Here is a 17,361-nt window from a genome sequence, read left to right on the forward strand (position 1 = left end):
GGCGATGGCGATCTCACGGACGCCATCGCCAGCAAGCCGGCTCCTGCAGACAGGTTTAGTGTTGAATAGATCCGAGGCATGGCCTAACGTCGCCCCATCAAGTCATCTCGCAACACAAGGCCGTTCAATGCCGACTAACGGACAGGTTTCCCTCGAACGCAGCATTCCACCGCTCACCACACTGCCACGTCCGCTGTATGCCCGGGTGGAGAGCCTCAATGCCGGGTCGTGGACGCCGTCCCATCGACACGACTGGGTGCAGTTTTCCTATGCCATCAGTGGTGTACTCGGGGTGCACACCGCCGAGGGCAGTTTCTTCGCGCCGCCCCAGTGGGGAATCTGGATTCCGGCGGATCTCGATCATCAGGTCGTGACCTCGATGCGCGCCGAGATGCGCAGCCTGTATGTGCGTCGCGAAGATTGCGAGTGGGCGGACGGGCGTTGCCGGGTACTGGAAGTGACGCCGCTGGCCCGGGAGCTGATCAAGAGTTTTTGCCTGCTGCCAGTGGAATATCCACAGGGCGACAGCCCGCAAGCGCGGCTGGTGAGCGTATTGCTCGATCAGTTGGCGACGTTGCCGGAAGTCGGGTTTTCCCTGCCGTTGCCCCGTCATGAAAGATTGCTGGGGTTGTGCAACGAGCTGATCGAAAATCCCGAGCGCAATGTGACCCTGCACGAATGGGCCGAGCGCCTGGGTACATCGGAGAAAACCCTGATGCGCCTGTTCCAGCGGGAAACCGGATTGAGTTTTCGTGGCTGGCGCCAGCGTATGCGTTTGTTGTCGTCGTTGAGTCTGCTGGAGGAGGGCGACAGCGTGACCAATGCCGCGCTGGCCTGTGGGTATGACTCGACGTCAGCGTTTATTGCGGCGTTCAAGAGCCTGTTCGGATTTACCCCGGGAGAGCTGTTCCGACAGTGAGGGCCGCTTCGCGAGCAGGCTCGCTCCCACAAGGGCAGTGCAAAACCCTGTGGGAGCGAGCCTGCTCGCGAATGGTCGCGAAGCGGGCACCGGGATTTCAATCAGGTACGGAAGCGGCGCACCAACCCATCCAGTTCATTCGACAACCCGGCCAGGCTCTGGGAATCAAGGCGCGCCGAGTTCGCCAGTTCCGCCACCAATTGCGCATCGCCATGGATCTGGCTGATGTGCCGGTTGATGTCTTCGGCCACTTGATGCTGTTGTTCCGCCGCCGTGGCAATCTGGGTGTTCATATCGCGGATCACATCCACCGACTCGCGGATCTGCCCGAAACTGTTGCGCGCTTCGCCGATGCGCGTCACCGATTGCTGGGACACCTCCAGGCTCGCATGCATCTGCTGGGTCACCTGGCTGGTGCGCTTGGCCAGGTTGCCCAGCAGCCCGTCGATTTCTGCGGTGGAGTCGGCCGTACGCTTGGCCAGCGCGCGTACCTCATCGGCTACTACCGCAAAACCACGACCCTGTTCACCGGCCCGCGCCGCTTCGATGGCCGCGTTCAGCGCCAGCAGGTTGGTTTGCTCGGCGATTGAGCGAATGGTCCCCAGGATCGACTGGATATCATTGCTGTCGCGTTCCAGTTGTTGCATCGACTGCGCCGACTGTTCGATTTCCTGGCTCAGGCGATCGACACTGCTGACGGCCGCGTCAATCTGTTGCTGGCCTTCGCGGGCCTGGCGCTGACCGCTGTCGGCGGACTCGGCCGCCTGGCTGCAGGAGCGCGCCACTTCGTTGGCGGTGGCGACCATTTCGTGGAATGCCGTGGACACCATGTCCACCGCCTCACGCTGGCGCCCAGCGGCTTCGGCCATGTCGCTGGAGACCTGGGTCGAGCTCTTGGAGGTGGCCAGGATGCTGGTCGCGGCTCCACCGATGCTCTGGATCAGGTTGCGAATCGCGGTCAAAAACTGGTTAAACCAGTTGGCCAATTGCGCGGTTTCATCGCTGCCGCGGATTTGCAGGCTCTTGGTCAGGTCGCCTTCGCCCTGGGCGATGTTTTCCAGGCCGTCAGCCACGCTGCGGATCGGTCGCACGATGACGCTGGCGAAACTGGCCCCCACAAAGGCGAAAACCACGGCCAGTGCTGCGGCGATGATGGCGATCAACCAGGTCAATTGGGTGGCGGTGCTCATCACATCGCTCTGCTTGATCAAGCCGATGAAGGTCCAGCCCAACTGCTCGGACGGCCAGACGTTGGCCATGTAGTGCTCGCCATTGAGTTCGACCTCCACCAGGCCTTTGCCGGCCTTGGCCAGTTGCGCGTAGCCCTCGCCGAGGCTGCCCAGGGCTTTGAAGTTATGTTCCGGTTGTTTCGGGTCGACCAGCACGGTGCCGGAATTTTCCAGCAGCATCAGGTAGCCGGTTTCGCCGAGCTTGATCTGCTTGACCAGTTCGGTGAGCTGTTTGAGCGACACGTCAATGCTGACCACGCCACCGTTGGTGCCCAGCTTGTTGTCGATGGTGCGCACGGTGCTGACGTAGGACGTATCGTTTTCGGCCCAGTAATAGGCTTCGGTACGGAACGGCTTGCCCGGTTTGGCCTGGGCGGCCTTGTACCAGGGGCGCTGGCGCGGGTCGTAGTTGGCCAGTTTGGCATCGTCCGGCCACGACACGTAACCACCGGCCGCGGTGCCGAGGATGGCGTAGGCGTATGACGGATGGGCGTTGCCCAGGTCCTGCAGGAAGCCGAAGACTTTTTTGTCCATTTCCCCTTGGGGAATGCTGGCGGCGTTGGCGTTCATGTAGGTCTTGAGGCTGTCGTCGGAGTTCGTGATCAGCGGTTGCCTGGCCAGGTATTCGACGTTCTGGCTGATGCCGTCGAAAAACAGTTGCATGGCATTGCTGACCTGACGGATTTCGCGACCGCTGTTGTCGACGAATTCGTCCTTGGCATCACTGCGCAAGTTCAGCACGACGAGGGTGGCGACCAGTACCACCGGCAAGCAGGCGATGATTGCAAACGCCCAAGTCAGTTTCTGTTTGATGTTCATCCGCGCTCCAGATTTTCTTGTAGGCCCACGCAGTGCAGATGACTCGCGGTTTTTGGCAGCCGTAAACGTAATGGATCCCTGTTCCCTGAATGCGGCATCGTTATTGTTGTAAAAACGATTGTCGGACAAATCACTTTGTCACTTAGGACTTCGGCTGTTGCCTGCGGAAATTGAGGGCTGTTTTGAAAAATGACACGAACGGTACGTCGGCCCCCCCTCCCCCGAATGGATGGATTGCCGTATAACGAAGGACTTTCGCGTGTTTGGTAATAAAGGACCCACAATAAAAGCTGATGAAGACTCCAAAACGCATTGAACCCCTGATCGAGGACGGTCTGGTCGACGAGGTGCTGCGCCCACTCATGAGTGGTAAAGAAGCAGCTGTTTATGTGGTGCGCTGCGGCAACCAGTTACGTTGCGCGAAAGTCTACAAGGAGGCGAATAAACGCAGTTTTCGTCAGGCGGCCGAGTATCAGGAAGGCCGCAAGGTGCGCAACAGCAGGCAAGCCCGGGCCATGGCCAAGGGCTCCAAGTTCGGTCGCAAGGAAACCGAAGACGCTTGGCAGAACGCCGAAGTGGCGGCGCTGTTTCGTCTGGCCAATGCCGGTGTGCGGGTACCCAAGCCGTATGACTTCCTTGAGGGCGTGCTGCTCATGGAACTGGTGGCCGACGAGTACGGTGATGCGGCACCGCGCCTGAACGACGTGGTGCTGGAACCGGACCAGGCGCGCGAGTATCACGCGTTCCTGATTTCGCAGATCGTGCTGATGCTGTGTACCGGCCTGGTGCACGGTGACCTGTCCGAGTTCAACGTGCTGTTGACCCCGACCGGCCCGGTGATCATCGACTTGCCGCAAGCGGTAGACGCCGCGGGCAACAACCACGCGTTCAGCATGCTGGAGCGGGACGTGGGCAACATGGCGTCCTATTTCGGACGGTTTGCGCCAGAGTTGAAAAAGACCCGGTACGCCAAGGAAATGTGGGCTTTGTACGAGGCGGGCACTTTGCACCCGGCCAGCGTCCTGACTGGCGAATTCGACGAGCCGGAAGAGCTGGCCGACGTCGGCGGCATCATGCGCGAGATCGAGGCCGCGCGCCTGGATGAAGAGCGCAAGCAAGCGGCGCGTGCCGCAGACGACACGCCACCGGGCAAAACCGAAGAGCCGCCTCCGCCTTGGATGCAGTGATCATCGGATAACAAAAAAACCGGCTTCGGCCGGTTTTTTTGTGGGTGCGGATTCAAGATTGATGTCGCCTGGCAGTCCGCCTTCGCGGGCAAGCCCGCTCCCACAGGGTATCGTGTTGGTCATAAATGGTGCCTCAGGCACAAAACCTGTGGGAGCGGGCTTGCCCGCGAAAGCGTCAGCACACTCAACACTAATGTGTCAGGCACGCACCGGTTCTGCACAACACCCTGACTCCAGGCTCTTGAGAATCGGACAATCCGGCCGATGATCGCCCTGACAATGCTCGACCAGATCCTGCAACGTATCGCGCAGTTGCCCCAGCTCACGGATCTTCTGGTTCAACTCGTCGATATGCTGTCGGGCCAGGGCCTTAACATCGGCACTGGCCCGCTGGCGATCCTGCCAGAGGGTCAGCAGCTTGCCGACCTCTTCCAGGGAAAACCCCAGGTCCCGAGAGCGCTTGATGAACGCCAGCGTATGCAGGTCGTCGTTGCTGTAGACCCGATAACCGCTGTCGGTGCGATGCGCCGCCTTGAGCAAGCCAATGGACTCGTAGTAACGGATCATCTTTGCGCTCAGGCCACTATGGCGGGCTGCTTGGCCGATGTTCATCGGTTGTCCTCCAGGTCCTCGGGTTTCCAGGTTTTCAACAGTAGCGCATTGCTCACCACGCTCACACTCGACAACGCCATCGCCGCACCGGCGAGCACCGGGTTGAGGAAACCGAAGGCCGCCAGCGGAATGCCGATCAGGTTATAGACAAAGGCCCAGAACAGATTCTGGCGGATCTTCGCGTAGGTCTTGCGGCTGATTTCCAGCGCCGCGGGTACCAATCGCGGATCGCCGCGCATCAGGGTGATTCCGGCGGCGTGCATGGCCACGTCGGTACCGCCTCCCATGGCAATGCCGATATCCGCCGCGGCCAGTGCCGGCGCATCGTTGATACCATCGCCGACCATCGCTACCACACCGGTTTTTTTCAGCATGGCGACTTCGGCGGCTTTATCTGCCGGCAGCACTTCGGCGTGTACGTTGGTGATGCCCAGTGCATCGGCGACCACCTTGGCGCTGCCTCGGTTGTCGCCGGTCAGCAAGTGGCTGCTGATATGGCGAGCACTGAGTTGTTGCACGGCTTGCAGCGCGCCAGGCTTGAGCGTGTCACCGAAAGCGAACAATCCCAGTACTCGCGGTGCAGGGCTTTGCTCGATCAGCCAGGACAGGGTCCGGCCTTCGGCTTCCCAGGCAGTTGCAGAATCGGCCAATTCACCTGGGCGCAATCCGCTTTCTTCCAATAGACGTCGATTACCCAGCGCCAGCCTACGGCCCTCAAGACTACCGGCAATGCCGCGCCCCGTCAGGGACTGACTGTCGCTGACATCTGCCACGATCAGACCGCGTTGTGCGCACTCATCCAGCACAGCCTTGGCCAGCGGATGCTCACTGCCACGTTGCAAGGCGCCGGCCAGTTGCAACAGGGCGGTTTCGTCACCGTCGATGGCGCTCAAGTGGGCGATGCGCGGGGTGCCAGAGGTCAGGGTGCCGGTTTTGTCGAATACCACTGCACTGACTTCATGGGCACGTTCCAGCGCTTCGGCGTCCTTGATCAGAATCCCATGCCGCGCCGCCACCCCGGTGCCGGCCATGATCGCCGTCGGCGTGGCCAGGCCCAAGGCACAAGGGCAGGCGATTACCAGCACCGCCACGGCATTGATCAGCGCGGTTTCCAGTGGCGCGCCGTACAGCCACCAGCCAATCAGGGTGGCAAGTGCCAGCAGCAGCACAACCGGCACGAAGATCTGGCTGACTTTATCCACCAGTTTCTGGATCGGGGCCTTGGCCGCCTGAGCGTCCTCAACCAGTCGAATGATGCGCGCCAGCACCGTTTCCGCGCCAAGTGCCTGAGTGCGTACCAGCAGGCGACCTTCACCATTGATCGCGCCGCCCGTGACCTTGTCACCGGGTTGCTTGGGCACCGGCAGGCTTTCGCCGCTGATCAGCGCTTCGTCGGCATGGCTCTGGCCGTCGACCACTTCACCGTCCACCGGAAAGCGTTCGCCGGGTTTAACCAGTACCAGGTCATTGAGGCGCAAGGCACTGATGGCGACTTCCTGCTCACGGCCGTCGACGACCTGGATCGCCCGCTCCGGGCGAAGCGCTTCCAGGGCGCGAATGGCGCTGGCAGTCTGGCGTTTGGCGCGGCTTTCCAGGTACTTGCCCAACAACACCAGGGCAATCACTACAGCCGAGGCTTCGAAATACAGGTGCGGCATGCGCCCGGCGGCGGTGGCCCATTCGTACACGCTCAAGCCATAACCGGCACTGGTGCCCAGCGCGACCAGCAGATCCATGTTGCCAGCGCCGGCACGCACGGCTTTCCAGGCGGCTACATAAAACCGTGCGCCAAAGATGAATTGCACCGGCGTGGCCAAGGCGAACTGCGCCCAGGCCGGAAGCATCCAGTGCACGCCGAACGGTTGCAGCAACATCGGCAAAACCAGGGGCAAGGCGAGGGTGATGGCCGCGATCAAGGCCCAGCGCTCGCGGTACAGTCGGGTTTGCTGCGTGTCGATATGTGGCTGATCGTCTTGCCAGACGCTGGCGGCGTAACCGGCCTTGGCCACGGCACCGATCAGGGTTTGCGGATCGACCTGCCCGAACAGTTCCACATGAGCGCGTTCATTGGCCAGGTTAACGCTGACGCTCTTGACCCCGGCCACCTTGCTCAGTGCCCGTTCGACCCGGCCGACACAGGAGGCGCAAGTCATGCCGTCGATGCTCAATTCCAGGCGCTGCTGCGGCACGCTATAACCGGCTTTTTGCACGGCCTCCACCAAGGCCGGGAGACTGTCGACTGGCGCTTGAACCCGGGCATGCTCAGTGGCCAGGTTGACACTGACGGCACTGGCGCCGACGACTTTGCTCAAGGCGCGCTCGACACGCCCGGCGCAGCTGGCACAGGTCATGCCGGCAATTGGCAGATCGAAAGTAATGGATTCGGACATCGGTCACGCTCCCTGTAGTAGTTGCCTACAGGATCAACCTTGCCATGCTGGCAAGGTCAAGCACCAAGATCAAAGTGCGATATCAACCTTGTAGGAGCGAGCCTGCTCGCGATGAACCCGAGAGCGCCGCGGGGTGTCAGGTTTCCAGCGTTATCGTTGACGACCTTCGTCGGAACGCCGCCCGGAGCATGCTCGCTCCTACAGGGGGATGTTTCAGTATCCGAGGCCTGCGCGCTTCAGATACATCCCATCCTGTGTCATCGCAATCCGGTACTTCAACACATCACCGGCCCTGAGCTGGATGTCTTGCGAACCCGGCGCCAACATGCCCGGGTTACACCCCGGCGCCTGGCCCGGCAGCAACTTCAAGCGCAGCGACACATTGCCCGGTGGCAAGTTGAACGAGGTGCTTTGCTCCTGGAACAGCCGCGCCGCCAGCTGGTCCTGGATATACACACCGATTTCGCAGCTGGTTGCGACTTCCAGGCGCTCGCGGGAAATGATCAGCACGCCATAATCCTCACCGGCGGCATTGACCGGGGCTGTGGCGGTGAAAAGGCTGAGCAGGCCTAACAGGCTGAAAGCTGACCAGCGCATGGCTGAATCTCCTGGGATCAAGACGTAGATGCACGCAGCTTGGCCGAGCGCGAAGCCGATTGCCAGCCCGGCAGGTTACTTCGGAACTTGACCTTGCCATGGTGGCAAGCTCGAGACTGTAGCTCACCTCATTCAAACACCTCAGTAAAGGAGTCATCCATGCAAGTGTTCAACGTTGAAGGCATGTCCTGCGGTCACTGCGTCAAGGCGATCACCCAGGCTGTGCAGGCCAAGGACCCGGCCGCGAGTGTGCGGGTCGACCTGGCGGCCAGGGAAGTCGGCGTAGAAAGTGCATTGAGCGCCGAGCAAGTGATCGAGGCCATCAGTGAAGAAGGCTACCGCGTGAAGCTGGCCTGAATTTTTTAATAGTTAGCGAGCTAACTTAATGTTCAAGGCGTCCATGCGCGGCTAGACTGTCGGGCTGCCGACTTCTGTCCCATTGGATGCCTGATGAATTTTCGCACAATCCTGATTCTTGGCGCCTTGAGCGCTTTCGGTCCGCTGGCGATCGATTTTTATCTGCCGGCGTTCCCGGCAATGGCGCTCGCCTTCGGCACCGACGAAAAACACGTTCAGCTGACGTTGGCCGCGTATTTCCTCGGCTTGTCCATTGGTCAGCTGGCTTACGGCCCGGTGGCTGATCGTTTCGGGCGACGCATGCCGTTGTTGATCGGGGTCGGGCTGTTTACCGCCGCTTCGTTGGCGTGCGCGTATGCACCGAGCCTGGAGTGGCTGATCGGCGCGCGGTTCATCCAGGCACTGGGCGGTTGCGCAGGGATGGTGATCTCGAGGGCAGTGGTCAGCGACAAATGCGATGCGGTGGGCTCGGCAAAAGTCTTTTCGCAATTGATGCTGGTGATGGGGTTGGCGCCGATTCTTGCACCGATGCTCGGCGGTTTGCTGGTCAACACCACAGGCTGGCAGTCGATATTCCTCGCGCTGACCGGTTTCAGTGCCCTGGCAGGGCTGGCCGTTGCACTGGGCCTGCCAGAAAGCATGCCCGCCCATTTGCCACGCCAACCCTTGGCGGGTGCATTGCGCCAGTACGCACGTTTGCTCAAGGACCCGGTATACCTCGGCCATGCCCTGACGGGCGGTATCGCCATCGCTGGCATGTTCTCCTACATCGCCGGGTCGCCGTTTATCTTCATCAAGCTCTACGGCGTCCCGGCCGAACATTTTGGCTGGTTCTTCGGTGCCAACGCGGCGGGGTTCATCCTCGTGGCCCAAGTCAACGCGCGACTGTTGGCCAAGCGTGGTCCGGCGTTCCTGCTGACACGCACAGTATGGATCTACCTCGGTGCCGGCCTGGCGTTGCTCGCCGTCAGTGCGCTGCACACCGCACAGCTCTGGCCGCTGCTGATTCCATTATTTGTCTGCATCGCCAGCCTCGGTTGCATTCTTCCCAATGCCTCGGCCTGCGCGATGAACGGCCAGGGTGCCCGCGCCGGCAGTGCCTCGGCCATGCTCGGATGCCTGCAATTCAGTGTCGCGGCAGGCGCTGCGGCGCTGGTCGGTGTATTGCACGATGGCAGCGCCATGCCGATGGCCATGGTCATCAGCCTGTGCGGGATTCTGGTGGTGAGCGCAGCGCTGCTCACCCGACGTTTACAAAATGCCCGGGCGTTGGTGCAAGCCCAGGTCTGAGGACTGACTCAGCCAACAGCGCGCTGTTGGCGGTCGGGTATCTGGTGCGGGGCGTGCAGGCGCGCTTCAAGGGTATTGGTGAAGGCGCGGGCTTCGGCTTCGCTGCGGAAGGTGACGGCATGTTGATCCAGGCGGACCTGCCACTGGGACTTTGCCAATTCTTTTATCAGGATCTTCATTACTGACCTCCTCAAGTAAAAGATTTCTCGCAGAGGCTTCGATTGTAGACCCGAATACGAGCGCTATTGTGACAAGGCTCAACTCTCGGACTGACGGTTTGTAACAAAAAACATCGCAGTCCGAGAGCAGCCTTCGGCAGCTCCTGCAGTCGCTTAAAACCCTTCCAGCACAATCTTGCCCTTGGATTTTCCGCTTTCCAGCAGTGCATGGGCACGCCGCAGGTTCGCCGCATTGATGATGCCGAAATGTTCGCCGACCGTGGTTTTCAGAGTGCCGGCGTCGATCAGCTCGGCTACCCGGTTGAGCAGTTTGTGCTGCTCGATCATGTCCGCGGTTTCGAACAGTGAGCGGGTGTACATGAACTCCCAGTGCAGTGACAGGCTCTTGCGCTTGAGCTTGGTCACGTCGAGGCTCTTCGGGTCGTCGATCAGTGCCAGCTTGCCTTGTGGTGCCAACGCCTCGACCAGTTGATCCAGGTGATGATCGGTCTGGGTCAGGCTGGCGACATGGGTCACCTGATCGATGCCGGCCTGTTTGAGGGCCTGGGCCAGTGGCTGGCTGTGGTCGATCACCTGATCGGCTCCCAGCGCTTTCACCCAGCTTTGGGTCTGCGGGCGCGAAGCGGTACCGATCACCTTCAAGCCCGTGAGCTGTTTGGCCAGTTGCGTGAGGATCGAACCGACGCCGCCGGCCGCACCGACGATCAACAGGCTCTGGCCTTCATCGGTCTTGCCTTCGCGCACCTGCAGGCGCTCGAACAGCAACTCCCACGCGGTAATGGCCGTCAACGGCAGGGCGGCGGCCTCGGCGAAACCCAGGGTGTTCGGCATATGGCCGACGATTCGCTCATCAACCACGTGCAGCTCGCTGTTACCGCCAGCACGGGCGATGGAGCCGGCGTAGAAGACCTTGTCGCCAGCCTTGAACAATGTCACTTCGCTGCCAACCGACTTGACCACGCCGGCCACGTCCCAACCCAGCACTTTGGCCGCGCCGGCTTCAGGCTGGACGTTCTGCCGGACCTTGGTGTCCACCGGGTTCACCGAGATGGCCTTGACCTCCACCAGCAGGTCGCGGGGGCCAGCGACTGGCTCCGGCAGTTCGATGTCTTGCAGGGCGTTTTCATCGCTGATCGGCAACGAGGCGTAGTAGGCAACGGCTTTCATTGGAAGGCTCCCAGATAACTCTCTGAATTAAGATTCGATGGGACGGATGATTGGCTATTTCTATGGAAGATAAAACCCGCTAAAAGAGCAGTCTCTTTCAATGTTTTTTTGATAATGAAGGCTCACATGCTGCGGTTCGATGATTTGCAGTTGTTCGTCCGTGCGGCGGACCTGGGCAGCCTGTCCGCAGCTGCACGGGGCATGGACATGTCGGCAGCAGTGGCGAGTGCAGCGTTGAAGCGCATCGAACAGCAACTGGGCGCCCGCCTGCTGGCCCGCTCGACCCGCAGCCTGCGCCTGACCGCAGAAGGCGAAGGTTTTCTCGAGTACGCCCGGGCGGCCTTGAGTCATCTCGATGAAGGCCGGCGCCTGTTGGCCAGCGGACAGGATCAGGTCAGCGGCGTCTTGCAGTTGTCCGCGCCATCGGACTTTGGGCGCAACCTGCTGTTGCCCTGGCTGGATCAGTTTCAGCGCGAGCACCCCAAGCTTACCGTGCGCTTGCTGCTGGGCGACCGCATCGCCGATCTGTTCCGCCAGCCAGTGGACATCGCCCTGCGCTACGGCGAACCGGAAGATTCCAGCCTGGTGGCGCTACCCATCGCCCCACACAATCGTCGAGTGCTGTGTGCCGCGCCCGAATACCTTGCCCGGCGTGGCGAGCCGCGCCAACTGGAGCAACTGGCCCAGCACAATTGCCTGCTGTTCATGCTGGGCAGCCGGGTTCACGATCACTGGAGTTTTCATGACGGCAAGCGCGAGGTCAGCCTGACCGTCGGTGGCGATCGTTTCAGTGACGATGCCGATGTCGTGCGCCTGTGGGCGCTGGCAGGGGCCGGGATCGCCTACAAATCCTGGCTTGATGTGGCCAACGATGTGTTAGCGGGGCGCTTGAAAGTGCTGATGCCGGAACTGCTCTGTGAGCGCGCACCGCTGAATTTGTTGTGCGCCCATCGCGCACAATTGAGTAAGCCGGTGAACCTTTTGCGGGAAATGCTTGCCAGCCGATGCGCCCGCTTGAGTAGTCATTTTCCGGGATTATCGGGTATTGATCATTAGTCTCAGGCAAAAAGCGAAATTTCCCTCAGGAACTATCAGCATCGGCGGTTTGCGGGGGGCAGGATCTGGCGGTCAACCGGCCTATACTGATGCTTGCCTGGTGAACGCACCGTCGGTCGCAAGGGCGAGCCCGGTTTATGGCAGTTTCCACGTTTGGCCGACAGCACATGACGGGTCAAGATATCTCTGAGCAGCAGGACGATACGATTCAACAGGGAGTGAATACATGGAACATGCACCTTGCATCAGCCAGATAGCCACGTTGCTGGCTGACCCGAAGCGCAGCGCAATGATGTGGGCCTTGATGGACGGATCGGCGCGACATACCGAAGAATTGGCATTGATGGCCGGGCTGTCACCGTCTTCGGCGAGTGCGCATCTGGGGCGGTTGTCCGCCGGAGGCCTGTTGAAAGTTGAAGCCCGTGGGCGAAAGCGCTTCTTCCGCCTGGCAGCCCCCGAAATCGGTGCCGCGATCGAAGCCCTGGCCAGCGCCACGCTGGCCAGCACACCGCAGGATATCCCGGACATATTCAAACGTGCCGCCCCCTTGGCCAAACCTCAGCCGAGGGGTTCATCGCTGTTGCGTGCGCGGCTGTGTGAGGACCATTTGGGTGGCACCCTGGCCGCCGATCTATACCAGCGCCTGCTGGAGGCGGGATGGATCGAGCAGTTCGACCAGCGGGTCACGATCACCCTCAAGGGCTCGACACAGCTGGCGTCACGCGGAGTCTACATTCAGGCGCTGGCCCATCGCAGCGGCAAGGTTGCCTGTGCGTGTCCCGACTGGAGCGAAAGACGCCCGCACCTGGGTGGAGCCCTGGGCGCGGCATTGTTGCAGCTGTTCATGCAGTCCGGCTGGCTGAACTTGCCCGTGGATTCTCGTGCCCTGCAGCTTACCGCCGCCGGGCAGAAAGAAATTCACCGTTTCGCCAGGCAGACCGAGCTTGAAATGGCCTTGTAGGAGCTGCGATATCAGGGTTTGACCAACCGGGCATCCAGGCTGTTCTGCGCCAGGCGTTTGGCCTGGTCCTGGGTCATGCCCAGGTCTGTATACAGGGCATGGAAGTTTTCGGTGACGTAACCGCCGAAGTACGCCGGGTCATCGGAGTTCACGGTCACTTTCACGCCACGCTCGAGCATGTCGAGAATATTGTGCTGCGACATGTGATCAAACACACAGAGCTTGGTGTTGGACAGTGGGCACACGGTCAGCGGGATCTGCTCATCGATGATGCGCTGCATCAGGCGCTCGTCTTCGATGGCGCGCACGCCATGGTCGATGCGCTGGATTTTCAGCAGGTCGAGGGCTTCCCAGATGTACTCGGGCGGGCCTTCTTCACCGGCATGGGCGACCGTCAGGAAACCTTCGCCACGGGCGCGGTCGAACACGCGCTGAAACTTGCTCGGTGGGTGCCCCATCTCGGAGCTGTCCAGGCCCACGGCGACAAACGCATCGCGGAACGGCAGCGCCTGGTCGAGGGTCTTCTGCGCCTGCTCTTCGCTCAAATGGCGCAGGAAGCTCAAAATCAAACCGCTGGTGATTCCCAGTTGTTGCTCACCGTCCTTCAACGCTGCGGCGATGCCGTTGAGCACCACTTCGAATGGAATGCCACGGTCGGTGTGGGTCTGCGGGTCGAAGAACGGTTCGGTGTGAATCACATTCTGCGCCTTGCAGCGCAAGAGATAGGCCCAGGTCAGGTCGTAGAAATCCTGGGAAGTGCGCAGCACGTCGGCACCCTGGTAGTACAGGTCGAGGAATTCTTGCAGGTTATTGAAGGCGTAGGCCTTGCGCAGGGTTTCGACATCGCTCCACGGCAGGGCGATCTTGTTGCGTTCGGCCAGGGCAAACAGCAGTTCGGGTTCCAGCGAACCTTCCAGGTGCAGGTGCAGTTCGGCCTTGGGCAGGGCATTCAGCCAGTCGTACATAATTCTGTTCTCATCAGGTGCAATGGCGCCATTCTACAGATGCTCGTCGCAACAATTGATAAAACCTGACCAGGCGGTTCATTCCACCGCCTCCTGTTCCCGTCGATAAGCGTAGGTATCGGCGAAACGTGAGAGTAGGAACTGGGCGCAAGTGGTGGCCGGGTATTTCGCCGCCTGCTGTTCATCCTGGCATCCGGGCAGGCATTCGATGCGGGTATCGGGGTGCGGCTCGGCAAAGAATGGCATCGAGTAACGATCCACGCCCAACGGGCTGATCACCCTGTGCGGCGTTGACAGGTAACGGTCGTTGCTCCAGCGCGCCATCATGTCACCGAGATTGACCACGAACGTCCCTTCGATCGGCGGGGCATCGATCCATTCGCCTTTTACGTTTTTGACTTGCAAGCCCCCGGCGGCATCCTGGTAGAGCAGGGTGATACAGCCGTAATCGGTGTGAGCCCCGGCGCCTTGCTGCTCCCGGGAAGTGGCGGTGTGTCGCGGCGGGTAGTGAATCATGCGCAATACGCTGACCGGTTCACGAAAGCGCGTGTCGAAAAAATCCCGCTCGATGCCGAGTGCCAACGTCATTGCCCGCAACAAGGTTTGCGCAAGTGCCTGCATGTCGACGTAGTGTTGCTCCATCAGCGCCTCCCAACCTGGCATCGATGGATGGCGGTTGGGGCCGCGCAACGGTTTTTCCGCCAGCACATCGGGATGGTCGAGCGGCAGGTGCAGGCCCATGTCGAACGTTTCTTTCAGGTCGCTGGGTTTACTCGGGTCCAGTTGTTCGGTGGCGATAGCGCCATAGCCGCGATGGTGGCGGGTCTGGGTGATGTCGATCTTGAGCTTCTCGGCCGCAGGCAGGGCGAAGAAACGCTTGGCGCTGTCGAGCACGGCGTCGATGCGCGCGGCGCTGATCGTGTGACCCTTGATGTAGAAAAAGCCCCATTCGCGGCAGGCGTGGTCGATTTGCGTTGCCACGGTTGCCCAGGCGCTTTGGTCGTCGGTGTAGAGGGGGGCGATGTCGATGATGGGAAGACTGTTCATACACAATCCTGAGAGCGTTGAAAATCCCTGTAGGAGCTGCCGCAGGCTGCGATCTTTTGATCTTGATCTGATAAAAAATCAAAAGATCGCAGCCTGCGGCAGCTCCTACACGGGGTGGGGTACTACTTGGGCATGTCAGCCTTCATGCCTTCCACGTAATAATTCATCGACGCCAATTCCGTATTCGTCGCGCTGACACCCGCAGGTATTTTCTCGACCCCGGCCTGGTCCTTGATCGGTCCGGTAAACGGCTGCAGCGTGCCGCTCTTGATGTCGGCGATGATCTGCTCCGCTTCAGTCTTCACCGCTGCCGGTACCAGGTCGCTGATCGGCAGTTCAACGGTGCCTTCCTTGAGGCCACCCCAGTAATCCTGGGTTTTCCAGCTGTGGTCGATCACGCTTTGGGTTGCCTGGAGGTAATGCGGCGCCCAGTCGTTGACGATGGACGTCAGCACCGCCTTGGGGCCGAAGTGCGCCATGTCCGAAGCGTAGCCCACCGCATACACGCCGCGACGTTCCGCGGCCTGGATCGGCGCCGGGCTGTCGGTGTGCTGGAACACCACGTCCACGCCCTGGTCGATCAGCGCGTTGGCGGCATCGGCTTCCTTGCCCGGATCGAACCAGGAGTTCACCCATACCACTTTGATTTCAGTGCCCGGGTTGTACTTGTTCAGGGCCAGTTGAATGGCGTTGATGTCACGGATCACTTCCGGAATCGGGAACGAGGCGACGTAGCCAATCTTTTTGCTTTTGGTCATCTTTGCCGCAAGGAAACCGCCGACGTAGCGACCTTCATACGTGCGCGCCAGGTAGGTGCCCAGGTTCTTGTCCTGCTTGTAGCCGGTGGCGTGTTCGAACGTCACGTTGGGAAACTGTTTGGCGACCTTGAGTGTCGGGTTCATGTAGCCGAAGGAGGTGGTGAAGATCAGGTCGTACTTGTCCTTGGCCATGTTGCGGATCACTCGCTCGGCGTCCGCGCCTTCGGCAACGTTCTCCACATAGTTGGTGGTGATTCGGTCGCCAAGCTGTTGCGCCAGTGCCTGGCGTCCCTGTTCATGCTGGTACGTCCAGCCGTGGTCACCGATAGGACCGATGTAGACGAAGCCTACTTTCAGTGGCTCAGCGGCAAAGGCGCTGAGGCTGATCCCGAGGCCGATGGCGGCGCACAGCAGTGTGTGCAGTGGACGTATTTGCATGAATTCGAACTCCCTTTTGTTGTGTGTGGAGAGGGTCAATGCAAAAGCCTGACCAACCGGACAACAAATGCCAGGGAAACCGTGTGATGGTTGGAAACGCGATTACCTGTGGGAGCGAGCCTGCTCGCGATGAGGGCTGCAAGGTCGAAAAAAGTGCATGACCTTAAAGAGGCGCCATCCACTGGTGCGCTAAGGTGAAACGAAACGTTATCGCCGCGCTGCAGTCAGTCGCATATCGCACCTCCTCGGCAAAAGGCCCGACATGCTCACGATTCTCAAGCAAGAAACCTTTCTGCTACTGGCCTTGATCGCCGCACTCGTGGCTTTCCCGCTGGAGCACTGGTTGCTGCACAGCGGCCAGGCGGTCGCGCTGACTGGTGGGCTGGTGCTGATCGCATTCATCGTCGCCGCCTCCATGCGTGTCGCCCACCAAGCCGAACTGCTCGCGGAAAAGGTCGGCGACCCTTACGGCACGATGATCCTGACCTTGGCCGCGGTGCTGGTGGAAGTGGTGATCCTGGCGATCATGATGAGCAACGAAGCGTCGGCTACGCTGGTGCGCGACACGATTTACTCAGCCGTCATGCTCGACATCAATGGCATCCTCGGCCTGGCGGCGTTGATGGGTGGGCTCAAGCATGGCGAACAGTCCTACAACGACGATTCGGCGCGCAGCTACAGCGTGATGATCCTGACCGCGATGGGTGTGTCGATGGTGGTGCCGGAGTTCATTCCCAAAGGCGACTGGAAGCTCTATTCGGCGTTCACCATCGGCGCGATGGTGGTGCTTTACGCCTTGTTCCTGCGGATGCAGGTCGGGCCGCACAGTTACTTTTTCAGCTACAGCTACCCGGAAAAACGCCGCAAGAAGGAACCGCTGGAGCAGGAGCCGGCACCGATCAGCCTGGCATTGTCGATCGGCATCCTGGTGTTCGGTGTGGTGGTGATCGGTGCCCTGGCCGAAGTGATGTCCAAGACCCTCGACCTGGGGCTGGAAGGGACGGGCGCACCGCCGGTGATCACGGCGATTCTGGTGGCGGCCATCTCGGCCGCACCGGAAATTCTGACCGCGTTGCGTGCGGCGTTGGCCAACCGCATGCAGTCGGTGGTCAACATCGCGTTGGGGGCGTCGCTGTCGACGGTGATCCTGACGGTGCCGGTGATGGAAGCAATGGCGCTCTATACCGGGCAGCCGTTCCAGATGGCCATGACCCCGGTGCAGACCGTGATGATCTTCATTACCCTGATCGTCAGTGCGATCAACCTCAACGATGGCGAAACCAACGCCATCGAAGGGATGACTCACTTTGTGCTGTTTGCGACGTTTATCATGTTGTCGCTGTTGGGTCTGTAGGAGCTGGCGCAGCCTGCGATCTTTTGATCTTGTTTT

General features: G+C 60.5%; 16 protein-coding genes. 7 read left to right on the forward strand and 9 right to left on the reverse strand.

The window, feature by feature from the left end:
• The first annotated feature begins 127 nt into the window (after window positions 1-127).
• Window positions 128-919 carry a helix-turn-helix transcriptional regulator gene (locus QLG10_RS21300; RefSeq protein ID WP_188265425.1) on the forward strand — a complete coding sequence of 264 codons (792 nt, stop codon included), beginning with the start codon at window positions 128-130 and terminating at the stop codon, window positions 917-919.
• 101 nt (window positions 920-1,020) lie between these two features.
• On the opposite strand, the gene QLG10_RS21305 is transcribed toward QLG10_RS21300, so the two are convergent.
• Window positions 1,021-2,967, reverse strand: a complete 1,947-nt coding sequence (locus QLG10_RS21305; RefSeq protein WP_282487976.1) for a methyl-accepting chemotaxis protein — start codon at window positions 2,965-2,967, stop codon at window positions 1,021-1,023.
• A gap of 293 nt (window positions 2,968-3,260) precedes the next feature.
• Here QLG10_RS21305 and QLG10_RS21310 point away from each other — a divergent pair, with 293 nt between their 5' ends.
• The gene (locus QLG10_RS21310) at window positions 3,261-4,154 is read left to right on the forward strand and encodes a PA4780 family RIO1-like protein kinase (RefSeq protein WP_020796349.1); all 894 of its coding nucleotides are present in this window, start codon (window positions 3,261-3,263) and stop codon (window positions 4,152-4,154) included.
• 198 nt (window positions 4,155-4,352) lie between these two features.
• Here the strand turns inward: QLG10_RS21310 and cueR are convergent, their stop codons facing one another.
• The 3 genes from cueR to QLG10_RS21325 form a co-directional block, all read right to left on the reverse strand.
• Window positions 4,353-4,766 carry a Cu(I)-responsive transcriptional regulator gene (cueR, locus tag QLG10_RS21315; protein ID WP_110753194.1) on the reverse strand — a complete coding sequence of 138 codons (414 nt, stop codon included), beginning with the start codon at window positions 4,764-4,766 and terminating at the stop codon, window positions 4,353-4,355.
• Window positions 4,763-7,156, reverse strand: a complete 2,394-nt coding sequence (locus QLG10_RS21320) for a heavy metal translocating P-type ATPase (RefSeq protein WP_248679534.1) — start codon at window positions 7,154-7,156, stop codon at window positions 4,763-4,765. The genes cueR and QLG10_RS21320 overlap by 4 nt, the downstream gene beginning before the upstream one ends.
• Window positions 7,157-7,369: 213 nt before the next feature.
• Window positions 7,370-7,753: a hypothetical protein gene (locus QLG10_RS21325; RefSeq protein WP_110753190.1), complete on the reverse strand. Its 384-nt coding sequence runs from the start codon at window positions 7,751-7,753 to the stop codon at window positions 7,370-7,372.
• 159 nt (window positions 7,754-7,912) lie between these two features.
• On the opposite strand from QLG10_RS21325, the gene QLG10_RS21330 reads away from it, so the two are divergent.
• Both QLG10_RS21330 and QLG10_RS21335 read left to right on the forward strand, forming a co-directional pair.
• Window positions 7,913-8,110, forward strand: coding sequence for a cation transporter (locus tag QLG10_RS21330; RefSeq protein ID WP_110753188.1), 198 nt, complete (start codon window positions 7,913-7,915; stop codon window positions 8,108-8,110).
• A 93-nt stretch (window positions 8,111-8,203) separates the two neighbouring features.
• A complete protein-coding gene (locus QLG10_RS21335) occupies window positions 8,204-9,400 on the forward strand; it encodes a multidrug effflux MFS transporter (RefSeq protein WP_110753186.1) in 1,197 nt (398 codons plus the stop codon).
• An 8-nt stretch (window positions 9,401-9,408) separates the two neighbouring features.
• Here the strand turns inward: QLG10_RS21335 and QLG10_RS21340 are convergent, their stop codons facing one another.
• The gene (locus QLG10_RS21340) at window positions 9,409-9,579 is read right to left on the reverse strand and encodes a hypothetical protein (RefSeq protein WP_008066222.1); all 171 of its coding nucleotides are present in this window, start codon (window positions 9,577-9,579) and stop codon (window positions 9,409-9,411) included.
• Window positions 9,580-9,732: 153 nt separating this feature from the next.
• Window positions 9,733-10,746, reverse strand: coding sequence for a zinc-binding alcohol dehydrogenase family protein (locus QLG10_RS21345; protein ID WP_110753184.1), 1,014 nt, complete (start codon window positions 10,744-10,746; stop codon window positions 9,733-9,735).
• A 126-nt stretch (window positions 10,747-10,872) separates the two neighbouring features.
• Here QLG10_RS21345 and QLG10_RS21350 point away from each other — a divergent pair, with 126 nt between their 5' ends.
• A complete protein-coding gene (locus tag QLG10_RS21350) occupies window positions 10,873-11,802 on the forward strand; it encodes a LysR family transcriptional regulator (RefSeq protein ID WP_110753182.1) in 930 nt (309 codons plus the stop codon).
• 226 nt (window positions 11,803-12,028) lie between these two features.
• Window positions 12,029-12,763 carry a helix-turn-helix transcriptional regulator gene (locus tag QLG10_RS21355; RefSeq protein ID WP_110753180.1) on the forward strand — a complete coding sequence of 245 codons (735 nt, stop codon included), beginning with the start codon at window positions 12,029-12,031 and terminating at the stop codon, window positions 12,761-12,763.
• 11 nt (window positions 12,764-12,774) lie between these two features.
• Here QLG10_RS21355 and QLG10_RS21360 read toward each other — a convergent pair whose 3' ends face one another.
• From QLG10_RS21360 to QLG10_RS21370, 3 genes are all read right to left on the reverse strand, one after another.
• Window positions 12,775-13,728, reverse strand: coding sequence for an adenosine deaminase (locus QLG10_RS21360; protein ID WP_020796340.1), 954 nt, complete (start codon window positions 13,726-13,728; stop codon window positions 12,775-12,777).
• Between the two features lie 78 nt (window positions 13,729-13,806).
• A complete protein-coding gene (locus tag QLG10_RS21365; protein ID WP_110753178.1) occupies window positions 13,807-14,775 on the reverse strand; it encodes a 2-oxoglutarate and iron-dependent oxygenase domain-containing protein in 969 nt (322 codons plus the stop codon).
• A 122-nt stretch (window positions 14,776-14,897) separates the two neighbouring features.
• Window positions 14,898-15,971: a BMP family ABC transporter substrate-binding protein gene (locus QLG10_RS21370; protein ID WP_110753174.1), complete on the reverse strand. Its 1,074-nt coding sequence runs from the start codon at window positions 15,969-15,971 to the stop codon at window positions 14,898-14,900.
• 262 nt (window positions 15,972-16,233) lie between these two features.
• Here QLG10_RS21370 and QLG10_RS21375 point away from each other — a divergent pair, with 262 nt between their 5' ends.
• Complete coding sequence (locus QLG10_RS21375) at window positions 16,234-17,325, forward strand: calcium:proton antiporter (protein WP_110753173.1); 1,092 nt, start codon at window positions 16,234-16,236, stop codon at window positions 17,323-17,325.
• The last annotated feature ends 36 nt before the right edge of the window (window positions 17,326-17,361 follow it).

Origin of the sequence: Pseudomonas sp. V98_8 (assembly GCF_029967975.1) — a bacterium.
Taxonomy (GTDB): Bacteria; Pseudomonadota; Gammaproteobacteria; order Pseudomonadales; family Pseudomonadaceae; genus Aquipseudomonas; species Aquipseudomonas umsongensis.